The sequence below is a fragment of the Alteromonas sp. KUL42 genome, assembly GCF_006538325.1.
Lineage (GTDB): Bacteria > Pseudomonadota > Gammaproteobacteria > Enterobacterales > Alteromonadaceae > Alteromonas.
The window spans coordinates 87,981-111,491 of the sequence record NZ_BJKK01000008.1; the positions used below are offsets into that span (position 1 = coordinate 87,981).

The 23,511-nt window shown below is 43.9% G+C and carries 18 protein-coding genes and 1 pseudogene; 5 read left to right on the top strand and 14 right to left on the bottom strand.

Annotation, left to right across the window (positions count from 1 at the left end; genetic code table 11):
* Window positions 1-11: 11 nt before the first annotated feature.
* Window positions 12-932 carry a diguanylate cyclase gene (locus EYR97_RS12480; RefSeq protein WP_131094130.1) on the top strand — a complete coding sequence of 307 codons (921 nt, stop codon included), beginning with the start codon at window positions 12-14 and terminating at the stop codon, window positions 930-932.
* A 169-nt stretch (window positions 933-1,101) separates the two neighbouring features.
* Entirely contained in the window at window positions 1,102-3,093 is a 1,992-nt protein-coding gene (locus EYR97_RS12485; protein WP_131094131.1) for an ATP-binding protein, read from the top strand.
* Between the two features lie 114 nt (window positions 3,094-3,207).
* Here EYR97_RS12485 and EYR97_RS12490 read toward each other — a convergent pair whose 3' ends face one another.
* The 10 genes from EYR97_RS12490 to EYR97_RS12535 all read right to left on the bottom strand — a co-directional run bounded on the left by EYR97_RS12490 (window position 3,208) and on the right by EYR97_RS12535 (window position 16,748).
* Window positions 3,208-4,308 (bottom strand): purine nucleoside permease, encoded by a 1,101-nt coding sequence (locus tag EYR97_RS12490; RefSeq protein ID WP_131094132.1) that lies wholly within the window; start codon window positions 4,306-4,308, stop codon window positions 3,208-3,210.
* Between the two features lie 71 nt (window positions 4,309-4,379).
* Window positions 4,380-6,806: a TonB-dependent siderophore receptor gene (locus EYR97_RS12495; RefSeq protein WP_131094133.1), complete on the bottom strand. Its 2,427-nt coding sequence runs from the start codon at window positions 6,804-6,806 to the stop codon at window positions 4,380-4,382.
* A 352-nt stretch (window positions 6,807-7,158) separates the two neighbouring features.
* Window positions 7,159-8,571 carry a uracil-xanthine permease family protein gene (locus tag EYR97_RS12500; RefSeq protein ID WP_131094134.1) on the bottom strand — a complete coding sequence of 471 codons (1,413 nt, stop codon included), beginning with the start codon at window positions 8,569-8,571 and terminating at the stop codon, window positions 7,159-7,161.
* 355 nt (window positions 8,572-8,926) lie between these two features.
* Window positions 8,927-9,292, bottom strand: coding sequence for an AraC family ligand binding domain-containing protein (locus EYR97_RS12505; RefSeq protein WP_131094135.1), 366 nt, complete (start codon window positions 9,290-9,292; stop codon window positions 8,927-8,929).
* 111 nt (window positions 9,293-9,403) lie between these two features.
* Window positions 9,404-10,639 (bottom strand): allantoate amidohydrolase, encoded by a 1,236-nt coding sequence (locus tag EYR97_RS12510; protein WP_131094136.1) that lies wholly within the window; start codon window positions 10,637-10,639, stop codon window positions 9,404-9,406.
* Window positions 10,632-11,891: an alanine--glyoxylate aminotransferase family protein gene (locus EYR97_RS12515; protein ID WP_131094137.1), complete on the bottom strand. Its 1,260-nt coding sequence runs from the start codon at window positions 11,889-11,891 to the stop codon at window positions 10,632-10,634. The genes EYR97_RS12510 and EYR97_RS12515 overlap by 8 nt, the downstream gene beginning before the upstream one ends.
* Before the next feature lie 10 nt (window positions 11,892-11,901).
* Window positions 11,902-12,720 carry a sulfite exporter TauE/SafE family protein gene (locus EYR97_RS12520; RefSeq protein WP_131094138.1) on the bottom strand — a complete coding sequence of 273 codons (819 nt, stop codon included), beginning with the start codon at window positions 12,718-12,720 and terminating at the stop codon, window positions 11,902-11,904.
* A gap of 110 nt (window positions 12,721-12,830) precedes the next feature.
* Window positions 12,831-14,408 carry a gamma-glutamyltransferase family protein gene (locus tag EYR97_RS12525; RefSeq protein ID WP_131094139.1) on the bottom strand — a complete coding sequence of 526 codons (1,578 nt, stop codon included), beginning with the start codon at window positions 14,406-14,408 and terminating at the stop codon, window positions 12,831-12,833.
* An 82-nt stretch (window positions 14,409-14,490) separates the two neighbouring features.
* A complete protein-coding gene (locus EYR97_RS12530) occupies window positions 14,491-15,699 on the bottom strand; it encodes an amidase (protein WP_307722614.1) in 1,209 nt (402 codons plus the stop codon).
* A gap of 212 nt (window positions 15,700-15,911) precedes the next feature.
* Entirely contained in the window at window positions 15,912-16,748 is an 837-nt protein-coding gene (locus EYR97_RS12535) for a MurR/RpiR family transcriptional regulator (RefSeq protein WP_131094141.1), read from the bottom strand.
* Between the two features lie 218 nt (window positions 16,749-16,966).
* On the opposite strand from EYR97_RS12535, the gene EYR97_RS12540 reads away from it, so the two are divergent.
* On the top strand, window positions 16,967-17,590 hold the full coding sequence (locus tag EYR97_RS12540) for a CPBP family intramembrane glutamic endopeptidase (protein WP_131094142.1): 624 nt from the start codon (window positions 16,967-16,969) through the stop codon (window positions 17,588-17,590).
* Between the two features lie 86 nt (window positions 17,591-17,676).
* On the opposite strand, the gene EYR97_RS12545 is transcribed toward EYR97_RS12540, so the two are convergent.
* The 4 genes and pseudogenes from EYR97_RS12545 to EYR97_RS12555 form a co-directional block, all read right to left on the bottom strand.
* Window positions 17,677-18,726, bottom strand: a complete 1,050-nt coding sequence (locus tag EYR97_RS12545) for a DUF3080 family protein (RefSeq protein ID WP_131094143.1) — start codon at window positions 18,724-18,726, stop codon at window positions 17,677-17,679.
* A gap of 86 nt (window positions 18,727-18,812) precedes the next feature.
* Window positions 18,813-19,562: a pteridine reductase gene (locus EYR97_RS12550; protein WP_131094144.1), complete on the bottom strand. Its 750-nt coding sequence runs from the start codon at window positions 19,560-19,562 to the stop codon at window positions 18,813-18,815.
* A gap of 59 nt (window positions 19,563-19,621) precedes the next feature.
* Window positions 19,622-19,720 carry a fructosamine kinase family protein gene (locus EYR97_RS22715; RefSeq protein WP_404840969.1) on the bottom strand — a complete coding sequence of 33 codons (99 nt, stop codon included), beginning with the start codon at window positions 19,718-19,720 and terminating at the stop codon, window positions 19,622-19,624.
* A gap of 64 nt (window positions 19,721-19,784) precedes the next feature.
* Window positions 19,785-20,507 (bottom strand): annotated as a pseudogene (locus EYR97_RS12555) (fructosamine kinase family protein); the annotation flags it as partial.
* Window positions 20,508-20,921: 414 nt separating this feature from the next.
* Here EYR97_RS12555 and thrS point away from each other — a divergent pair.
* Together thrS and infC are read left to right on the top strand one after the other, a co-directional pair.
* Window positions 20,922-22,838: a threonine--tRNA ligase gene (gene thrS / locus EYR97_RS12560; RefSeq protein ID WP_131094145.1), complete on the top strand. Its 1,917-nt coding sequence runs from the start codon at window positions 20,922-20,924 to the stop codon at window positions 22,836-22,838.
* Between the two features lie 112 nt (window positions 22,839-22,950).
* Window positions 22,951-23,490 (top strand): translation initiation factor IF-3, encoded by a 540-nt coding sequence (gene infC / locus EYR97_RS12565; RefSeq protein ID WP_131094146.1) that lies wholly within the window; start codon window positions 22,951-22,953, stop codon window positions 23,488-23,490.
* Window positions 23,491-23,511 lie beyond the last annotated feature (21 nt).

Genomic DNA, 23,511 nt, shown 5'->3' on the forward strand with positions numbered 1-23,511 from the left:
GTCAAGATTGAATGAATAGAAATGCATTAAAACCGTTTAAAGAATGCAATGTACTTATTGTGGACGATGAATCCATGAGCCGTTTACTTCTTGAATCTTTATTATCGTCCATTTTTGCCTGCAGTGAGGCAGAATCTGGTAAAGAAGCGATTGAGCATTGTAGTGCGCACAAGCCTGATTTGGTTTTACTTGATATGAATATGCCGGATTTGGACGGATTGGATGTATGCAGAGCCCTAAAAGCCAACCCTGAAACCAAAGACATTCCCGTTATTTTTGTCACCGCAACATTGGATGTGGATAGTGAGAATGCGTGTTGGGAAATAGGTGCCTCTGATTTTGTGATGAAACCGGTAATCGCTTCAACCCTTATTCACCGAATTAAAACACATCTGCTCAATAAGCTTAAAACCGACTATCTGGAGTTGATGACATTTCACGACCAGCTTACAGGGCAGTACAACCGCATGTATTTAACCAATGAGATCCCACTTCTTATTAAGCAAGTTGCCCGCGATGAAGCAAAAGTTGGTGCAATTATGATCGACATTGATTACTTCAAGTTGTACAACGATACCTACGGGCATTTAAAAGGCGATGAGTGTTTAAAGCAGGTAGCAAAAATACTTGCCGATACCGTCAGAAGGCCAAAAGATGCAGTGATACGCTTTGGCGGTGAGGAGTTTCTTGTTCTCATTCCCTATGCTGACTTACAAGGCGTTTCTCAAATTGCAAGCCGCCTAGTTACAGCAGTAAGAGAGGCCGCAATTCCTCATGAGAAAGGAATTGACAATAACGTGTCTATAAGTGTTGGATATGCGGTGCGACATGCAAAAGATGTTATTGATGATGAAATGAATTCCTTCATTGAAGATGCAGATGTGTTGCTTTTCGAAGCGAAAGAGTCTGGGCGTAATCAAGCCGTAGGCTAAAACAACTCTTTACTCAAATGAGGCGAATTTTCGCCTCATTTCTGCCGAAAAAGTAGTCTAATGTGTAATGTTCTCCCTTCCTAATTGGGTCTAGTATTTATTCTGTTAGTTTAATTCATAGCTTGCGTTCTGTGCATTTGAGCCCGACGCTACTTTTGGAATACAGAATATGGTCTATTTTGATGAGCGGTCAAACACACATAGTGAATTAGGCAAGGCATTGATGCTCTCAATTCAAGAATTAGTGCAGAAAGCTTGTTACTCCCTCAATGTTTTTCAGGGTTTATTGGTAGAAATTGACGATGAAAATGTAAACATTTTGGTTAAGTCCAGTGCAGGGCAATCTCCGAATTTTAAATCAATACCTGTGTTTTCTGCTGACCCGTCCTCTGAAAATCGCTTTCCCATTAATAGTGATGTGTGCCCGATGGGGTTTAAGCACTGGTTTTCTATGTATTTTAATGCAGACCGCTACATACGTGGGAAATTTCATTACGTAGATTCTCGCCAATTTTGTCTAATTTTCATCAATGCGTGTCCCTCTCAAACTATCAATCATGAAAAAATTGCATTAGTCGACGAGTGGCTTAGTGTAACGGTTGAAAAATACCTAATAGAGAAAGCTGAAGCGCGCCAAAAATCGCTTTATAAAAAACTTCAACATGTCGCGAATATTGGCACGTGGGAAGTAGATACAGTGTCAAATTGTGTGAGCTGGTCGTCTCAGGCAAAGGCCATTCACGAAGTAACAAACGACTACGTTCCTACATTAGAGTCTGCTTTTGACTTTTATCAAGAGCCCTATCGCGGTGAAGTCAGGAAGCTTGTATTTGATGCCATTAAAACAGGCGCCCCGTGGAGTGCCACTGTGCAATTAACCTCAGCGAAAAGTAACCTTATTTGGATTGAAACGCATGGCACGGCTGAATTCAAAGATGGAAAATGTATTCGTTTGTTCGGCACTATTCAAAATGTGGACAAAGCCGTTCACGCTCGTATTGAGCTCGAAAATAAACGTGCGGAAGCAATAAACGCCAGTACTGAAAGCGCCATGTTATTGTCGCGTATTAGTCACGAATTAAAAACGCCGCTCAATGGAATAACTGGCATGTTGCAAGCCTTAAAATGCGAACAAAGGGATTTGGTTCGCAAGAAGAAAACCGACTTAGCCATTCACAGTGCAGAGCGCTTACATGCGCTTGTTGATGATGTGTTGGACTACACATCAATGAAAAATGGTGAGTTAAAACTAAATCCTCAAAATTTTTGTGTGGCTGAGTTATTTAATGAAATAGTTGACCGTTATAAAGCAAAATGCGCTGAGAGAGGAATTCGCTTTCATACGCTACTTGCTGTTGATGAAAAATCATTGGTATATGGCGACCCAATACGCATAGAGCAAATAGTGACTAACTTACTTTCCAATGCACTTAAATTTACGCATTCAGGGTATGTGGCTATTCAAGTCACGCTTAAATATTTAGAAGGTCTTCCCGTATTAATAACTTCTGTAGAAGACTCTGGTGTCGGTATGGATAACACCATTCTTTCTCGTATATTTAAACCCTTTGAAAACAAAACCCAACACGCAAGTGAAGAGTTAAACGGGAGTGGCCTAGGGCTTTCTATTGTTGGGCAATTAGTCAATGAAATGAACGGTGAAATTGACGTGCGATCTGAAGTGGGAAGGGGAGCGTCATTTGACGTTGTTATTCAATTGGAGACTGCCCATCGAAAAAAAGAAGATAACTTACTGCCTAAAACACCGTTCGATTCAAACTTAAATATATTGATTGTTGATGATAATGATATCAATAGGTTAGTTATCGCCTCTATGCTCGAAAAGTACGATATTGTGCCGGACGAAGCCCACAATGGGAAAGTGGCGGTTGAGAAGGCGCGAACTAAGCAGTACGACGTAATCTTTATGGATTGTGTGATGCCCGTTCTTGATGGTGCCAGTGCAACAAAAATCATTTTACAGGAAGGCTTGATGACCAAACACGGCTTTGTGGTTGCAGTGACCGCAAACACATCACCCAAAGATAAGGTGATGTGCAGTGAAGCGGGCATGGCCGATTTTCTCACAAAACCCGTATTGCCTTACGACGTAGCGTTGCAAATTAAACGGGCGTTAAGCGGTAAGTCAATGCTGATGTAGATAGCGGTTACTTTCTTCGCCCCTGTTGGTTTTTTTAGCCGCATTTTTTGTATAAGCCACCTGCGATTAGAGCCCTTTAAAAGTAATGCGTTCGCTAGCATGTAGAAAAATACTTTACTCAGCAATACTAGGTTCTTTGTGTTGAGTTTTATCCCAGTGCTTCACAATGAAATCGACTACGTTAACACCAACGCGATAGGCAGCTTCAATAGCAGACCCCATAGCGGCATAGCCTTCACCTTCACTTTCTTGCTTTAAGTTTTCCGCTGCACTTAAAGAAACGGGTTGCATGGTAAAGTTGCTGGCAGTACGTAGGATCATAACGCGCTGTTTATTTACTAAACCTGCATTGTGGAGGTATGACAAACTTTGCAATGTGGCAGAGTCTTCCATGCCCGAGGTAACAAAATTTCCCTTTGATTTGGTCCAATACTTCACCCACTCATTAGCCCATTCATTTAATAATTTACCGTGCCAAAACGTTGATGCAGACAAATGTGAGCCAATAGACACCGATGGCTTTAACAATGCATTTGGGTAACCTGTGTATTTACCTCGAAGGGAATCCATTGCGGGTGTATTAAATAGCTCGGTGTCTTTACTAATAGAATATGCCCATTTCATAAGTGATTGATTAAGCACATACACTTCACCGTTAGGGCTATTATTAGGGTTTACGTTATCGGCATTTTCATAGGGACCATTGGTAAATAGGGGAAAATAACCCGTCTTCCAATTTGTAGGTATTTCTCGCGCATCTATTTGGTGTGCAAGGTCGCCATCGACCACATAGTCTGTCCAAATAGCACTGCCAATAGTGTTATCAAGCGGGTCGACGCCAGCAATACCTGCCACTAACCAATAAGCGTCAGTAAGATCAAAACGCCTGTCTAACCCTAAGGCCATAATGGCGGAAGCTGCGCGGGCTATCCCCATTCCGGTCACTATGCCAATAACCCCTGTCTCAGTGTTGGCATAAATGTCATGAAAGCCATGAACTAGCGAGTATTGGGTGGTCAGTTCTTGCCTTTCTTTCCACAACTGAAACTCACCGGGTGCATCTCCTTCATCACCCCCAATTTCAAACATACTCACTATTACAACTTTCACTTTCATCGGCGAAGCTTGAGTGCTGACTTGATTGGCGAAGGCGTTTGTACCAGTCAGCGTAAGGGCAACGGAAAGACACAAGCCCTTAAAAAGGTGTTTGTACATTTACTACTCCAAATAAAAAGGTAAACCCGCGAGCCGAGTTTACCTTTATCTTAATCAATCATTAGCTCAGATTAGAATTTATAGCTAAATTTCGCATTCCAGTGACGCGGAAGTTCTGGAAGAATAATTTGGCTACCGAACAAGTCTGGGAAGTTCGAGCGGAAATAGCGCTCATCTGTGAGGTTTTTCACTGTTAAGTTAACTGACCAATCTTCTGCCTGATATGACAAACCGGCATTAACAAGTGTATATGCAGGAAGCATAACCGATGCAGAGAAACCTGAAGCCACTTCTTCTACATCAACAACACTAACGTTAGCCGCATAACCGTTTTGGAAATCATAGGTTGCTGTAAGCGTATAGATATTCTCTGGAATACCTGCTTTGCGGGCATCCGTATTGGCAAAGCCGTCACCAATAAGGTTAAGACCGATCACGTTACCACCGAATACCAATGATGGGTCGCTTAAGTTAACAAGGTCTTCAGCACCCAAGAAGCCAAACTGGTTTCCGTTTTCTCGAGCGGTAAGGTTGATAACTTTAATGTTGGTATAGCCTGCTGATACAACTAAGTTTTCGTTTACTACCCAACGCAGTTCGAATTCAGTGCCTTTGTTGTTCGTTGTGTTGTTGGTAACTGTGTTCTGTGTATTGAAATCAGTACGTTCTTGTTCAAACGATGACAATGCAAAGTAAAGTGTATCGTCAAGGAGCGAGCCTTTAATACCGTATTCGATAAGGTCTGACGTATCAAATGCACCAGAACCGCCAGGTTGGTTAAGCTGACCCACGCCAATTTCAGAACCTTGACCTGCAACCAACGTAGCTTGTTCAGCTAATGTAACGTAAGGAATAAGGCCAAATTCAAATTCATAAGAAATACTGGTATTCCAAGACCATCCATCAACAGTTTCTTCTGCGTAGATAGGAGTTTCATCACCCGTTGCACCTAGCAATAAATCGGTACGTGACGTACTTTCAATATCAATGGTGTCATAGCGTAAACCTAGCACAATGTTTAAGCCCCAATCCCATGTTAAATCGGTCATGGCTGCAATGCCTAAGTCTAGGTAATTACCATCATCGTAGTTGTCGAAATTCTTACCTGAGCGCGTTGAAAGTAAACGGCGATCTAACGCAGATGAAGGCATGGTCAAATCACGGCGGTTAAAGTACTCGTAGGTAAAGTCGTCACCGTGCAAAAAGTCGGTATAGCGAATGGATGGTGAAAATTGGAACTGTGCAAACAAGCTACCTTTTTCAACTTCGGTAGCAAAAATAAGCTTATCCTCTATTACCCAGCTGTCGTGGAACTGTGAAAAACCATAAGCGTTTTCGTTGATGTTGTCATAAGAATCGTAGAAAAACTGGTTGCGAATTTCCCAATTATCAGAGAAGTAAATAGTATCAAAATATAATGTAATCGCTTCGTTCGCCAATTGATCATCAGGAGCAACAAGTACTTGATTGCCAGCAAGAGTAGCAGTACCCACGTTCTCCAATTGCATTAAATCAGTGGCTTCAGAGTCGGTAAATGAACTAGCCGGTACGTAAAAGCCACTTTCGCCACCTATGTTAACCGCTGCATATTCTTCATGGCTAATTTGGCCATCGCCATCTGTATCAAGGGGCTTAGCTGTACCTGTGATATAGGTGCCATTGTCGACTAAATCTTGGGTTAAACGGTTCCAACCAGCAACCTGGTTGCCTTCATAGTCGTGATACATACCACCGAATTCAAAGCGCAAGTTGTCTGTAATATCGATGTTAAAAGAGGCTTGCACAACAGTTTGGTCAGTTGCCGTGTTATCGTAATAGCTGTCTGAGTTTTCTAGTTCACCATAGATGTAGTAACCCATTTCTTTGCCGCCTATGCTGGCTGGACCACCTACTTCAGCAGTAAGAATACTTTTGTCCCAAGAGCCAGTTGTATAAGACATCGCACCTGTAGGCGATTCAAGGTATTGTCCTGATGATGCGCGTGCTGATTTCGGGTTGAAGTTAAGGTATCCCCCAATCTTCGATGGCCCATAGATAGGAGAGGCTGGACCACGAACTATATCAATTCGACTAGATGCACCAATAGGCGTGGGATAGTTACCAGGGTTATCTAAACGTTTTACACCACGAAAATAGGTTTCGCCCGGAGTTCCACGTACGTCAAGCGAGCCTGCTACACCGAAAAATGATTGAGTAAATGTACCGGGGGCGAAAGCAACCAATTCATCGATATCAGAAACGTTAAAGCGCTCCATTTGCTCTTGTGAAATGGTAGATGCTGAGCGTGGCGTTTCAAGAATAGATTTGCCAAAACCGAAAACAGATTCAACGTCTTGCCCAGGTAAGCTGCCTAGCGATCCAGTGACTTCTATCTTCTCAACATCTTTTTCTTTAACTTTACTCTCTTCCTGTGCGAATGCTTGTGTCGACAATGCCATTGCCGTGCTTATGGTTAACGCTTTCGCAAGAGGAGATAATTTGAATGTAGTGTTTTTCATGGTTTCCTCAGTATTTTTAGTTGCCCTCTAAAAGGGCTTTATATACGCAGTAAATTCTTGCGCTTTGCTAAAAGCAGGAAAAGTGCCAACGTCTTGTCCAGTTGGTCAGCTTTTTTCTTGTTCTGTAACTAAATGAAATATATAGTTTTTTTATAATGTTAATACAAAGGGGATGTTATTTTTGTGTTAATGGCGTGAGGTGTGTTCTAAGTTGCACTAATTTGGTGAAAAATAACGTTTTTCTGCACTAAAATGAAAGACTTTGAATTGATAAAGCGTCTTCAATTAAAAGACGCCATTTTTGATGAGGAATTGTTACTAGAGCCTATTTATGAACAAAGGTAAACAGGCGCTAATTTAAAGGTGTAACGCGGTGAGGTGTGGCATGTTGTGCACCGTATTCATTCTTTTCTTTGTTTGGTTCTTGCGCATTTTTGATGCTTTGTTGTTGAGGAAGGGTTAAGTCTAGTAGCACCGCAGTCAAGCCCGCCGATGTGACAGGGGAAAGCAAAATGTTTTGTAGCCACAATGGCAATTGCGCTAGCGCCTCAGGAACCATCATCACACCAATCGCCATACCCAATGAACACGCGGTTATTAAGCTACTGCGTCTATCTAGTGCATAACTTGCAAGAAGCTTTAAACCGCCAACCGCAACCATGGCGAACATGACTAAGGTTGCACCGCCCAAAACAGGCTTAGGAATAGCTTGTAGAACACCGCCTACTACTGGGAAGCAACCAATAAAGACAAATAGTCCGGCAACAAAAAGACCTACTTTTCTGCTGGCTATGCCGGTAAGTTGGATAACGCCATTGTTTTGTCCAAAAGTGGTGTTGGGGAAAGTATTAAATACGCCGGCAATTAATGAATTGACCCCATCGCCCAAAATGCCACCGCGAATACGTGACAAATAGACTGGGCCACTTACCGGTTGTTTGCAGAACAAACTGTTAGCAGTAAGGTCACCCGCTGTCTCGATAGCGCTAAAAAGGTAGATGAGTGCAATGGGCAAAAACAAGCTAAGGTCAAAGTCGATGCCAAAGGCAAAAGGAGTAGGGAAAGCAATAACAGGTAATGCTGATAAATGAGAAAAGCTTAGGCCTTGGGTGAGTGTGACATACAAAGTACCAATGATCATACCGATAAAAATAGCGCTTAAACGCAGCCAATGGTTGTTTGAAGCGTTAAGGAAGACAATGATAAGCAGCACGCTAACGCCAACCAGTAAGTTGTCGGTGTTGGCAAAATCACTGGCGTGAAAGCCGCCTGCTAAGTCAGTCATACCAACATTAATCAATGACAAACCAATGGCCGTTATAACAATGCCAGTGGTTAATGGAGTGATGATGCGCTTAAGGTGTGTTACGAAAAAGCTGAATACCACTTCAACTAAAGCCCCCGCCATGGTTAAGCCAAAAAGTAATGCTAAAACGTCTTCTGGTGTACCGCCGTTGCTCTTTACTTTTTCACCCGCAAGAATGAGCGCGCTGATAAAAGCAAAACTGGTACCTTGTATAGCCACAAGACCGCTACCAATATTGCCTATGCGCTTTGTTTGAATGGCTGTTCCAATGCCGCTAACAAATAGCGCCATACTGATTAAATATGCTGTGTACTGGGTTAGTTCTAGCGTTGAAGTGATAATTAACGTTGGCGTGATCACGCCAACAAAACTGGCAAGAAGATGCTGTACCGCAGCGGTAAAAGAGGGCAGCGTAGCGGGTTTGTCATGTAAACCGTAAAGTAAGTCACTGCTTTTCATAAAAGACCTAATAGTTGAATGCATCGCAAAGTATGCGCATAAAAAGATTGCATGGTTATCGTAAACAGCTGTTGCAATATATTGACCAGTTGGTCATTGTGCGAAAGGTATTTAACTTACTGATTTGTATGTTGTAAATTTGAAAGGGATAGTGATTTTCAATGCATGAAACTATGTGTGCACCTATAGAGTGCAAAATGAGCCTGTTTAGTGCGCTTGTATATGTTCAACCGCTTTGTCCAAACCGCGTAGTTGAAGCAAGCTGTGTGGATTCTTGCTTAGTTGATATTAGTTTGGTCGAACTAGCATAAGCGAAATAAGCTTCAGTGCACACTATCAGGCTCACAATTAACGTCTATAACACCGTGTCTTTATCTAAGGTAACAAAAATAGAATGCCTTACTTCGTTGTACATAGCTTTAGAGCAATGACCTTCGCCTTCGGTATCTTCTAGCAGCAAGACATCTCCAGCACCAAATACGTGACGTTCGCCATTGGAAACGGTGAATTCAGCACGGCCTTTTATAATAAATAATAGCTGACGAGCAGGGGCAGGGTGCCATTTGAAATCATAGTCGGCAGGCGTTTCTCTAAAAATAATTTTATCTGCCCCAAACTTTTCAGATAATAAACCTATTGGTCCACCGTCTTTTAATGAAATCTCCACTTCTCCAAAGTGACTTTTACCTTCTTTGTCATTGTATATTCGCGTTATTTTCATTTCCGTTTCCGCTATTTGATTGTCTTCTTACAATGCTTGATTGCCTGTACGTATTTTGAAAAGATTACTGATATCAAGAATGCTAAGCAGGTTATATACCCAAAAATCGCACTAAGCGTGCTGTAAATTACTAATGGTGTTGTAAAGCGCAGATAGGCTGACGGCAACATCATATTCAGTAATAGATTCTGCTGGATGATGGCTTATACCACCTTTGCACCGTGTGAATAACATAGCTACCGGACAAATATCAGCCATTGCCATGGCATCGTGTCCTGCACCTGATGCGAGTATTCTCGGGTTAATTCCTGACGCTTCAACGCCCTTAACAAGGGCTTGTTTTAAATGCTCATTGCATTTTACGGCAGGGGCACTGTGGGTTTGTTCAATACTGAGTTTCAATTGACGCCTTGCTGCAATTGCATTGAAGCTATCGATAATTTCTGAAAGCGCCTTGTCGCGAAGTTCGTCATCTTCACTTCGAATATCTAATGAGAATAACGTGCGGCCCGATATCACATTCACGCCGTTGGGCGCATTTTCTATTTTGCCCACCGTTGCTACTACACCAGGGCGATGTTGGCTAATGTGCTCCACGGCCAAAATCATTTCTGATGCACAACTTAGAGCATCGTATCGCATCGACATCGGAACGGTTCCTGCGTGACCAGCCATGCCCTCTACGGTCATGTTATAACGCTTAGCACCGGCAATGGCACTAACCACACCCACAGGTAAGTCTTCTTGCTCAAGCACTGGGCCTTGTTCAATATGCAGTTCTAAATAACCCAAAATATCGGTGCGGGCGATGCTGGCACTGGCAATATCGTCAAAGCTCAAGCCAAAATTATTCATGGCTTGCTCAAGGCTAATGCCATTGGCATCTTTTAGGTATCGCCAGTTTTCCTGCCATTGCCCAGTAAGTGCGCGACTACCTAATAAGGTTGTTCCAAATCGGGTGCCTTCCTCATCACAAAAACCAACGATGTCTATGTGAAAGGGGAATTTTGTGCGTGTGCCATCAAACATAGCAACTAGAGATATTGCCGCTACTACACCCAACATGCCGTCATATTTTCCGCCATTGGGTACAGTATCTAAATGGCTGCCAAGAATAAGCCTAGGTGCATTGGGTACACTAGAGGTATAACGCCCCCAAATGTTACCCACGGCATCCTGCCAAGTTGTCATGCCGGCTTCAATCATCCAGCCCGAGGTTAACTGATTCGCCAACTTGTGTTGTTCGGTAAGGTAACGCCTGTCCAAACAATGTGGGTCTTGGCTAAGGCTACCCAAGGTCTCACAGCGGGCCATTACTTGCGTAGCAAGTTCGCTGAACTCACCCATTCACAGCTCCTGATGCTGAATCATTTGCATGGTCGTTGTATACCGTAAGGGCAGCATCTACGCCTTTACCCACATTGACTGAAAAACCTTGCATTCGAAGTACGGTTTCAAGTGACTGTAGGGTATGCAAAACTGCGTCTTCGCGAGCGTTATAGCCCATCGTACCAATGCGCCAAATTTTTCCTTTTAGCGGGCCAAAGCTGGTACCAATTTCGATGTTGAAACGAAGTAGTAAGGTTTCGCGTACTTGCTCTCCTTCTACGCCATCAGGAATATAAACACCCACTACGTTATTCATTTTGTGTTTCAGGTCGCCAAACGGTTGTAGCCCCATGGCTTGTATACCCGCCAGCATGGCATCGCCAGCAACCTTATGACGCGCTATTACTTGCTGTTGACCTTCTTCCAAATGAACCCGCGCACATTCTCTTGCGCAGAAAAGCATGCTTGCTGCTTCGGTATGGTGGTTTAAACGTTCTTCACCCCAATAATCCATGATCATAGGTAAATCGAAATAGTTAGAACAAATTTTAGGGCCTCGCGCTGATTCGTGATGCGCATCGCGAATTCCGGCTTCAACATGATGTCGGGTGCGAACGGTTTTTACGAATTTATCACTTAATGTAATAGGTGCGCTGCCTGAAGGGCCGCCCAAACACTTTTGTAAACCCACAGATACCGCATCAAGTTTCCATGCATCTACGTCTAGCGCGTTGCCTCCCACTGACGCAGTGGCATCGCAGTAAAACAAGACATCGTGTTTTTCACAAATGTCACCAATACCGGCAAGCGGCTGTAGCATGGTGGTTGATGTATCACCCTGTACAATTGCCAGAAGTTTTGGTTTTACTTCTTTAATGGCTTCTTCAATTTGTTCAGGCGTAAATACTTCTCCCCACGGCACTTCAATAGTATGCACTTCTGCGTCGGCCCGTTCAGCAATTTCAGCAAGCAGGTGGCCGAAACGACCAAAAATGGGAACCAGTACTTTGTCACCTGGTTCAATTGCCGATACCAATACCGCCTCAATGCCGGCTCTTGAGGTACCGTCAACTAGAAATGTTTGTTGGTTTTTGGTGTTAAACACATCGCGGTATAACGCCATCACATCATTCATGTAACCTGTCATTACTGGGTCGTATTGGCCTACCAGTTGAGTGGCCATCGCCGACAATACCCTTGGGTAGCAGTTGATTGGGCCGGGGCCCATTAGCAAACGCGGCGGTGGAGACAAAGGTGATAAATGTTGCATGAATAAGCTCCTAGATAAGAACCTGCGCTAACATGCGCAAGCCAGTAATGATGAGAACAACAGCGAAGATTTTTTTCAGTAAACCTGCATCAAGTTTGCTTGCGATAGTTGCGCCAATAGGGGCGAACAACACAGTCAATGGCACAATACAAGCGAAGCCAAGCAAGTTAACGTAACCGTATGTAGCAAAAGGGGCGTCGGTTGGAGTAGCACCTGCAAACAGTAAGGTAATAGCCGCAGGCAGTGAGATGATGAGGCCAACCGCTGCCGCAGTACCTACGGCCTTGTGTGCAGGATAGTTGCAAAAGGTGAGTGTGGGTACGGTAAGTGTACCGCCACCTATACCTACCATAGAACTAAATAGCCCAATACAGGTTGCCATAATAGACTGACCGCCACGACCAGGAAGGCCTTGGAATAGTGCGTCCTTTTTACCTATTAGCATGTTAAGTGCAGACAAGGTGGCAATAATGCCAAACAGCAAAGTAAGGAATGTTGGGTTAACCTGCGTAACCAAATAACTACCCGCAAGTACGCCAATGAGAATGAATACCGCCCAGGCCTTAAGTAAATCAAAATCTACATTGCCTTTTTTGTTGTGGGCCCTAATTGAGCTTACCGATGTGGGTACAATAGTGGCGAGTGAAGTTGCTGTGGCAATGACCATTGCACTTTCAGGAGAAACCCCAAGAGCCTGAAATAGAAAGAATAGGACGGGTACGATGACTATACCTCCGCCCACGCCAAGCATACCGGCTAGTAGCCCAGCAAACACTCCGGTGCCAATTAACGACAATATGACCGTTAAGTTATCCATTAAAAATTGCATTGATAATTCTTCTCTTCAACGTGAATTGATTGGCGGCTTGTGGCATGTGTAAACGCCACTTGAACGCCGCTTTATTACTTTCTTTTTCTACTTTTTACGCGTTTTGTGCGCTAGATATGACCGGTAAAGGCTTTGCCATCGCTGCGAGGATCACTGGCACCGCTGACAATGCCATCGGTTTCGCGAATAATGGCGCCAGCATGGCCCATCAATTCATTGCAAGGATCGACAGTAACCATATCGTGGCCACGGGCAAGTAAGCTTTCACCCACGTATTCCACAAGGTCGCGCTCTGCCTTTAAGTTGTGACTTTCATCACCCCATGTCCGTCCTAAAAGCCAGCGACCTAATGCAATGGCCTTGTCGATAGGTTGGTTGTGATAGACATGACGGGCAAACAGTGCTGCTTGTGTTTGTGGTTGCCCTTCGCCACCCATGGTGCCATAGCTCATTCTGCGGCCATCTGACAACTCTGCAAATGCTGGGTTGAGGGTATGAAATGGCTTTAAACCGGGCGCTAGATACTGTTGGCTATTCGGGTCTAGCGAGAACGACGTTCCACGGTTATTCCATACAATACCAGTTTGAGGGCTAACCACACCTGAGCCAAATTCCCAGTAAAGCGACTGTATGTAGCTAACCATACGACCTTCGCTGTCACAGCATCCCATCCAAATGGTGTCGCCAGGTTTGGCAACATGAGGCCATGGTTGTGCAGTGTCTAATGCGATATGCTGCACCATTTCATTAAGTGCATCGTCACTGAGTAAGCTTTGCAAATCGACCGGCGTTCGCGACGGATCAGTAACATTGGCATTTCTTGCGATAAACGCTTGCTTGGTACACTCAATCAGTAAATGCACCATGTCTGCATCGGTACTACCTAAATGCTGTACTTTGTCGTACAGCGCCAAAATAATGAGTGACGCTACACCTTGTGTTGGTGCTGGCAAATTGTACAACTTACCTTTGCTGGTGGTAACCGTTAATGGGGTTACATATTTCGCTTTATAGCTGTGAAAGTCGGCCAAACGAATAGGCGAACCAGCAGCTTCTAAATCAAAGGCAAGTTTTTCGGCAAGTTCACCGTGGTAGAAATCATCCAATCCTTTGTCTGCTAAATGTGACAACGTTTGTGACAACTGGGTAAGCTTCAATATTTTGCCTTTCTTAAGCGCTTTGCCTTTAATTAAAAACGGCGAGAAATGCGGATCATCGGCAAGGTCATCAAAAGTTTTATTACTGGCATCAACAAGGCTTTGGGTAACTTCTATTCCCCAGTTTGCCTGACTTATTGCTGTATCTAGCAGTGTGCGAAGTGGTAACGGCGCTTGCCATTGAGCGCTTATGTCGAGCGCGGCCTGCCAGCCAGCTACCGCGCCAGCAATGGTTAGTGCAGCTTTGCCGCCACGACTGGGAATAGCATCTAAACCTTCATAAAAACCAGGGGTGGCACCTTGTGCTGCTACGCCTGATGCATCAATACCTATAGGTGCTTTACCGGGCTCACTGATTAACCAAAAGCCATCACCGCCTAAGCCATTCATGTGCGGGTATTCAACGGCAATAGAAGCCGCAGCTGCGACCATGGCTTCAATGGCTGTTCCGCCTTTTTCAAGTATATCTAAACCGACTTGCGACGCGGCGAAATGGGGAGCGGTAAACGCAATATTGGGTTGTTCACTCATTGTTCTATCCTTTGCTGTGTGGCAGTGATGGTGCGATTTGTATAGAGAATTACAAAGGTTGCACCTTCAATCGGCAAGATTGTTATTTTACGAGTTCTTGCGCCAGTGAAAGTAGTGCAAGATCACTGCCTTTTTTGCCCACAATTGATAAACCGCATGGGGCATTGTGTAGGGTAAATAATGGCAAATGCAGCTGAGGTAAACCGGCTAGCCCTGCAATTGCAGTAAGTGCTAGCAATGTATTCCTGTCATTTGCCAAGGTTGTTTCATCGGCGTCACAACGAGGTGCGACTCCCGGTGTAGTGGGAATAACTAATACATCGATGTCGTTAAAAAGCGCATTGATATAATCTATTACCACCTGCTGTTGCTGTTTCGCTTGGTGTATATCTTCTTGTGTAATCGTTTTACACCAATTTAATCGCAACATTATATCGTCGGCGATATCAGGCTTTTGTTCTGATATCCATGAACCGTGTTGCTGCCATATTTCAGCACCTTGTAAAATACGAAAAGTGGCAGCCGTTTGTAATTCTTCTGCATCAAGTGCTACTGGATTGACCGTGTTTTGTGCAGTGCGCTTGCTTAGTTGTTCTATCCATTTGAAGCACTGCGAAGCATGGGCTACTGAATGAAACAGTTGCTTTGCAACGCCAAACTTCAACGTGGCTAAATCTGTATTGTTTTCACCATGCTGTTGCTGGAGTGTTAAGCCCGCTTGTCCAGTCAGGCTTGTTTGAGTTTGCTTATCAATGACTACCTGACTTACTTTTATCAGTGTGTCTAGATCACGGGTCATCCAACCAACGGTATCAAACGATGGTGCCAGTGCCACCATGTTGTCACAAGGTACAGCACCGTGTGTAGTCCTCAGCCCCCACAAACCCTGATAGCTCGCTGGTACACGAATTGAGCCACCAGTATCTGTGCCAAGACCAATATCAGCCAAATGCGCACTTACTGCAACGGCTGAGCCCGATGATGAACCGCCGGCAATATGTGCTGGCGCGACAGGGTTTACCAAGGGCGCATAGTGCTTGTTTTGACCATGTAAGCTGTAGGCCATTTCATCGGTGATGGTCTTGCCTTTGAATACCGCACCTGCCAAGAGCAATTTTTCAACCGTACTATTGGTTTGCGTAGGCAACGTATGGGTAGCCAGCCAATCTGGGTTGCCCGCAGCGGTTGGAAGCCCCGCAACGTGAAAAAGGTCTTTTACCGCCAACCCTAAATTCGCAAGCGTATCGCTTTGACTTGTTACATTATTTGCGTTTGCGTTATTTGTTGGAATTGACGACGTTAAAACAAAAGGTGAATTCACAGCGCATGATCATTGTTATTTTTCTTATTCTCTATGAAACAATTGTTTCATCACTATGTCAAGAGAAACGTTTGTTACTTTTTGTTGCTTAATTTGTTTGTGGTTATGTTTGTGGGCTTATAGATTTTGCCGCTTTACAGCAATGTTTAATAAATGATGACAGAAGTGACTAACTGAAAACATTAACGTCTTGGGCTTTCTAATTCGTCCATTTGAATGTAAACGTCGGTAATAGCTTCAACCCGTTTCGCAGCTTCTTCGCCTAGTTCTTCGTAGGTAAGATTACACAGTGACGCCACTAAGCTCATTGGTGCGGCATAACTGTCAAAAGGAGATTCACTACCAATGTGGCATACCAACAAATGGTTCACTTGGTCTCGGTAAATTTGTCCGGTAGGGTCGGTGATAAGCACAGTTTTGCAATGCTTGATACTATTGAGTACAAATTTGAACTGCCTTGTTCTGCGTCTGAAACCAAACAGCACCACAAGGTCGTTTTCGCCAAGGTCGATAATGTCTTCACTCAGTGTTTGCCCCGGTTGAGGAAGCAAACGAATAGATGTGCGAATTTGTTTTAACTGTTGTCGAAAGTGTAAGGCGATAGGGTAGGCATTGCGAAATCCAATCAGGGTGATTTGGTTGGCTTTTGCCAGCAGTGACGCAACTTCTTTGAGCACATCCATCGACATACCTTCAAAGGTATGTGACAAATTCTTTATTTCGCTCTCAAGTTGCTGAGTATTGCTGGACGCACTAACAACGGGCACTCCTTGCTCACGTAATTGTACGTGTGTGTCTTTTGCTTGCTGATGCGAGTCAAAACCAAGCTGTCGGAAAAATCGGCTCACCGTGGCTTTGGATGTAGCTGTTTTCTCAGCAATAAGAGATGTAGATTGGCTTAAGACCGCAATAGGGTTTTGCTGGAGATAGTGCGCAATAGCTTTACCTGACGGCGATAATGATGCGTAGTGCTTTTCAATTTGCTGTAAAACGTCATTCGGGCTGCTCTTTTTTGCCATACATACCGCCTTAATTACTTGCTGCGATTATTCCACGACTACCACACATTGTACAAATACAAACGCGATTTATAGCGATTTTATACATCACCGACGCCAGTCTAATACCAAAGCACAATACAAAAACGCGCCTGTTTTACATGTAATCCGCTACACTTTAATAAAAATGTCATTAAGTTGAAATGTAAGGTTGCTAAAGGATGTAAAAGGGGGCGTAAGTGGCGCGGCTGTGGTCAGAAATGGTGTTGTTGTTTGTCATACTTCCTTTGGCAGTATTTTATTGGGTACATCAAGTGGCAGATATGCTGTTGGTTATTCTAGCTGCTATAGGCGTGTATTGCTTGGCAATACTGTTAACCGACACCCAGTTTCAGCGGAATAAACTGTGGTTGTGGAATAACAATAAAACACACATTAAAAGTGCCTTTAAGTGCTTTGTACCTTGCGCTGCTATTATCGCTAGCGTCGTTTATGTTATTGCACCAGAGCGCTTTTTACAGTGGCCGTTGAATGACCCGTGGATGTGGGTGATGACGTTGATGCTTTACCCCGTTATTTCGGTTATTCCGCAAGAGATCATCTTTCGTACTTACTTCTTCCATCGCTATAAGCGTATTTTGCCTTCTAAGAATGCGCGCTGGGCGCTAAGTACTTTTGTATTTGGGTTTGCACACTTGGTGTATGGAAATTGGTTTGCGGTATTAATTACATGGTGCGGGGGCGCTGTTTTTGGTTATCGTTACATGCAAACCAATTCAATGCCTGTGGTTGTAATTGAACATACATTGTGGGGCAGCTTTTTGTTTACCGTCGGTTTAGGCTCGTACTTGGTCATTGCTTAGCAATATCAGTAATCAGTAATATCGATAATGAAGTTAAGGTAGATTTCACAGTAAATGCCATAAAAAATACTACAAAAATCGAAATTTCAACTTGGTGCGACAGGGGATAAACTACAGCGTTTCAAAAACTGCTGCCACATTTCAACATGCGTGGTCATGGCATCTTGATAGTGCTTAAACCCTTCTTCAGAATTTTGGCGTATGTAAGTCCTAAATTGTGCGCGTAGGCTTTCTCTTTCCATCCAATCATCCCACAGCGGTGCAAGCTTGTAGTGATACTGGTTCACCACACTACCAATGGGTTGTATTTCCTTTATAAAGAACAAGTAAAACACATTTCGCAGTATTTTGGCTTGCTCACTAGCGCGGCCCTCTGGGCAGCTTATGGCATCAAGGTGGGCTGGTAGTGTTAAGTTTAATTCGCTTAGCGACTTATATAAGGTTTGCTGGGTTAACCATAAGGTTGCGGGTAATCGCGCAGAGCGAATAATGTGTAATTGTGTTTCAAGTTCTTTGCTATCAACGGGGTTTCTAACATCGTTGGTATTAGGCGGTAAAACAGTATTGAGAAAATACAAACTATTAATACTGGCAAGGGCATCTTTATTGTTCTCGGCAGACAACAGGTTTTCCGGTGTATTCAACGCCAAGCGAAGCTCTTGGCTTGTTTGAATAACATTAGCCCAAGTGAGCGTGAAGTCTTGGGCTTTTAGTGCAGCCCACTGTGCTAACTTATTCGCTAATTCTGGGTTGCTTGTTGCGACTGAGTTTTTACAGGATGTAAGTTCAGCAACGACTTGGCTTTCATACACCAAGCGTTGAGATGGCAGTTGACTCTTACCTAACGACGTATTTCTCAGTGCCACCAGGCGGTTTAATTCACAACCATTTAAAGCGTGAAACTCGCGTAGATTTATATTAACTGGCGCAATGTGGTGAATAAGTGTGTCGGTGCTTGCTAGCGGTGGTAGCACGTGTTTTTGGGGCTGAGGTAAATCAGTATCAAGCACATAAGCTAAACGAGATGTGTAGTCATCTAAGCTTACTTCTAGTTGACTGCCAGAAAAGCAGCCACTTAAAACAAGTGGTATCGCCAGTAAAAACAGGCGTATTGATAACGGACAACAGGTTCTCATTATGTTCACTGTGCTATTTATAATTTCCCAAGCAAGCCTATCCAAGCTAAGCCTATCCAAACCAAGCTAAGCCATTTCAAGCCAAGTTATGCCGACGCGTTTGAATGCAGTCGGCGTCCACCGTCAACATAAATCGTATTGCCGGTGACGTAACTGGCCGACACTAAAAATAAAAGGGCTTGCGCAATATCATCAGGTGAACCTAGCGCACCCAATGGAATACTGTCGATCAACGTTTGTTTGTCTTTTTCACTCATAGCTCTTTCTGGCCAAAGAATAGCACCAGGTGCTATGGCATTAACCCTTACATGTGGCGCTAATTCGACAGCTAAAGATTGGGTTAACGATGCTAACCCTGTTTTTGCCAGTAAATAAACGGTGTGGTTTGGCAACGGACGGTCAATATGCATATCAACCATGTTGATAATACAGCCTTTGCTTTTAATAAGGGCTGGCGCAAGGGCTTGTGATAGAAATAGCGGCCCTTTAAGGTTACTTCCAACCAATGAATGCCAATCTTTCTCATCAATACTTCCCACGGGAGTTGGATAAAAGCTGGATGCGTTGTTTACCAGAATATCTACTTTTCCCCACACCTCTAGTGCTTCTTTTGCCAATACGTCGATTTCACCCATATCACACAGGTTTGCTTGAAGTATGTGTGCTGAATGTGCGCGTTGCATGTTCAGTTCAAGAGCGAGTGCTTGTGCTTCATGTTTTGAAGCACCGTAGTGTATGAGGACATTATAACCTTGCTGATGAAGTTGCTTGGCTAATGTTGCGCCAATGCGCTTTGCTGCGCCCGTAATAAATGCAACCGGGGCTGTGGTTTCCATATTCTAAACTACTCTTTTTTGTGTTTTTTATCTTAATTGACGCTGTTAAATAATAAGCGTTATAGCGGCGTAATTGTGCTAATAATTTGTTTTGCTTGGGCAATATAATGTGCGCCGAATAATAACCCGTGATTTAAAATATGGTAAAGCTGGTAAATTGGTTTTCTTTGTGCGTAAGTTTTTTTCTATTGGTGAAGTTTCTTGATAGCCATCAAAGAACGCAGAAGGAAAACCGCCAAACAATTCTGCCATGGCTAAATCGGTTTCTCTGTCACCTACATAAATGGCGGGGTCGAACAAAACCGGGCCTTTTTTGCAAAAGCCAGCGTTACCTGCCCACAAGTCGCCATGCAGTAGTGATGCATGAGGCTGATGCAAACTTAAAACATGTCTGCACAAGGTGACGATGTCGTCGATGTTTCCGTCATCGTTACGCCATTGACCGCATGATGCCAATCGTTCCAGCATGCTGCCAATGCGCTTTTCAGCGAAAAAGTCGGCCCACGATGCCATTCTGCCGTTGGTTTGCACATTGGCACCAATGTAATTATCGTGAGGCCAGCCATAACTGGTGTAGGCATTAATATTGTGTAGCGCAGCAAGTTGTTGCCCTAACAGGGTGTAGTCGGCCTGTGTAGGCTCAACAAAGCGAATACACGAGAGCACCAAGTATTCTATTCGCGGTTCGCCAGTAGGTGTGATGCCATGGCAAATCACTTTGGGAACATTAATGGTTTGTGTGTCCTCTATGGCTTTCAAGCCTTCGGCTTCATGCGAGAGTTGTTGTGTGTCGTCATATTGGCGGGTTTTAACAAAATAGCGGCGGGTTGTGTCTTTGATCACATAGCTTTCATGGGTGTCACCACCACTTATGGTTTCTTTGCGCTGGCAGCTAAAAAACTGGCCAGTTTGGTCTGAAATATGTTCGCTAATAAAATGCCACATATCACACGCTCCTCGCGCTAACAAAAACGCCACGGTTTTCTTGAACGTTATTTCATATGGTGCTTGTATGACCTATTTAATATGTTTGGCTAGCAAGCGCTAAAAACAACATTCTCACTGAAGTATGGAGCAAATTTTAAGAATTGCACAACATCATGGCGTAGGGTGTTTTTTCATCAAATATAACGTGCATTAAAGGAATCTTCTGACAAAGCGTGTTTGCCCATTGAAGTTGATAGTACAGTCGCTATAATCGCTCTTCTTTATTTATTCACTGCGGTTTTATTTAGCGTCATCCCTTAATGTTTGCGCGAGATAAAAAAGCATACTTTGTAAAGCGCACTGTGTAAGGCGCTTTATTTTTTGAAAATGCAAGTGGCGCAGAGTGGGCGTCACCACTGTAAAGGAACACACATGCCAGTAATTACACTTCCAGATGGAAGCCAGCGCGCTTTCGATAACCCTGTTTCTGTATTAGACGTTGCAAATGACATTGGCCCTGGTTTAGCCAAAGCAACCATTGCAGGAAAGGTGAATGGTGAACTCGTCGATGCAGTAGATATCATCGATGCTGATGCACAACTTCAAATTATCACCGCAAAAGATGAAGACGGATTAGAAATTCTTCGTCACAGCTGCGCGCACTTATTAGGTCATGCTATTAAGCAATTGTGGCCAAATACCAAAATGGCGATTGGCCCTGTTATCGACAATGGTTTCTATTACGATGTTGATATGGAAGAGAGCCTAACCCAGGACGACCTGGCCAAACTTGAAAAGCGCATGCTTGAACTGGCTAAAACTAACTACGACGTAGTAAAGAAAAAGGTAAGTTGGCAAGAAGCGCGTGATGCGTTCGACGCTCGCGGTGAGTCGTATAAAATTGAAATTCTTGATGAGAACATTAGCCAAGACGACCGTCCGGCGTTATATCATCACGAAGAATACACTGATATGTGTCGTGGTCCTCACGTGCCTAATATGAAGTTCTGTCACCATTTCAAACTAATGAAAGTGGCGGGTGCTTACTGGCGTGGCGATAGCGACAACAAAATGCTTCAGCGCATTTACGGTACAGCATGGGCTGACAAGAAACAGCTTAAGTCGTACTTACAACGTTTAGAAGAAGCGGAAAAGCGCGACCACCGCAAAATTGGTAAAGCATTGAACTTGTGGCATTGGCAAGAAGAAGCACCGGGCATGGTGTTCTGGCACAACGACGGCTGGTCTATCTATACTGAACTTGAAAGTTTCATTCGCAAAAAGTTGCGCGACTATGGCTACGACGAAGTGAAAGGCCCATTAATGATGGACCGCACTTTGTGGGAGAAGTCAGGTCACTGGGACAAATATGCTGAAAACATGTTCACCACTGAGTCTGAAAAGCGTGAATATGCGGTTAAGCCAATGAACTGCCCAGGGCACGTTCAAATTTTTAACCAAGGTTTGAAGTCTTACCGCGATTTACCATTGCGTATGGCTGAGTTTGGTTGTTGTCACCGTAATGAGCCTTCGGGCGCACTACACGGTCTAATGCGCGTGCGTGGTTTTACTCAAGATGATGCACACATCTTTTGTACAGAAGAGCAAATCCTTGCTGAGGTAAGCGGCTGTATTAAGATGGTTTATGAAACGTATGCAGCATTTGGCTTCGATAAAATTGCGGTTAAACTATCAACACGCCCAGAGCAACGTGTAGGTGCTGATGAAATTTGGGATAAATCAGAAGCGGCATTAGCCGATGCACTGAAAGCCAACGATATTGAATTTGAATATCAGCCAGGTGAAGGTGCGTTCTATGGTCCTAAAATTGAATTCACGTTGCATGACTGTTTAGATCGCGCATGGCAGTGTGGTACGGTTCAGCTTGACTTCTCAATGCCAGGTCGTCTTGGTTCTACATATGTTGCTGAAGATGGCGAGCGTAAAGTGCCGGTAATGATTCACCGCGCTATTTTGGGTTCACTAGAGCGTTTCATTGGTATTTTGACCGAAGAATTTGCTGGTTTTTACCCACTGTGGTTGGCTCCTCAGCAGGTTGTTGTGATGAACATCACAGACAAACAAGCTGAATATGCCGCAGATTGTGTAAAAAAACTGCAAAATTTAGGTTTTAGAGCAAAGTCTGACTTGCGAAATGAGAAGATCGGCTTTAAAATCCGCGAGCATACTTTGAAGCGTATTCCATATATGCTCGTAGTAGGCGATAAAGAAATGGAAGCCGGCGAAGTTGCTGTGCGTTCTCGTCGTGGAGACGACCTAGGCAAAATGCGCCTGGAAGACTTTATTGCCATGGCTCAACAAGAAGTTGATGAAAAGACCATTAAGTAGTTGAGCAAATTGTGTATAATGCACAACAGGTGTCTGCTTTTGGTAAATATTTCGGTTCTTATTGAACGACCCAAAAGCAGACAAAAGAATTAAATGTTTGGAGGAATAGCACATTAAAGGCGCTAACAACAAGGCTCAGGGCGACAAAGCCCGCATTAACGATGAGATTAAAGCCAGAGAAGTACGATTAATTGGCAAAGACGGTGAACAGGTTGGTGTAGTGACACTTGCGGAAGCTACCCGAAACGCGGAAGAAGCGGGCCTAGACCTAGTAGAAATCAGTCCGAATGCCGAGCCGCCAGTCTGTAAAGTTATGGACTATGGCAAATTCCTCTTCGAAAAAAGTAAAGCTCAAAAAGAGCAGAAGAAAAAACAGAAGCAAATTCAGGTCAAGGAGATTAAATTTCGCCCTGGCACTGATGAAGGCGATTACCAGGTCAAACTGCGCAACCTGCGTCGCTTTCTTGAAGGTGGTGATAAAGCCAAAGTTACGATCCGCTTCCGCGGTCGTGAAATGGCGCACCAAGACATCGGTATCGACTTGCTAAATCGCGTTAAAACCGATTTAGAAGACGTCGCTACTTGCGAGTCTTTCCCACGTCGTGTGGAAGGCCGTCAGATGATCATGGTGCTAGCCCCAAATAAGAAGTAGTAATGGTCTAAAGTTTTCAGG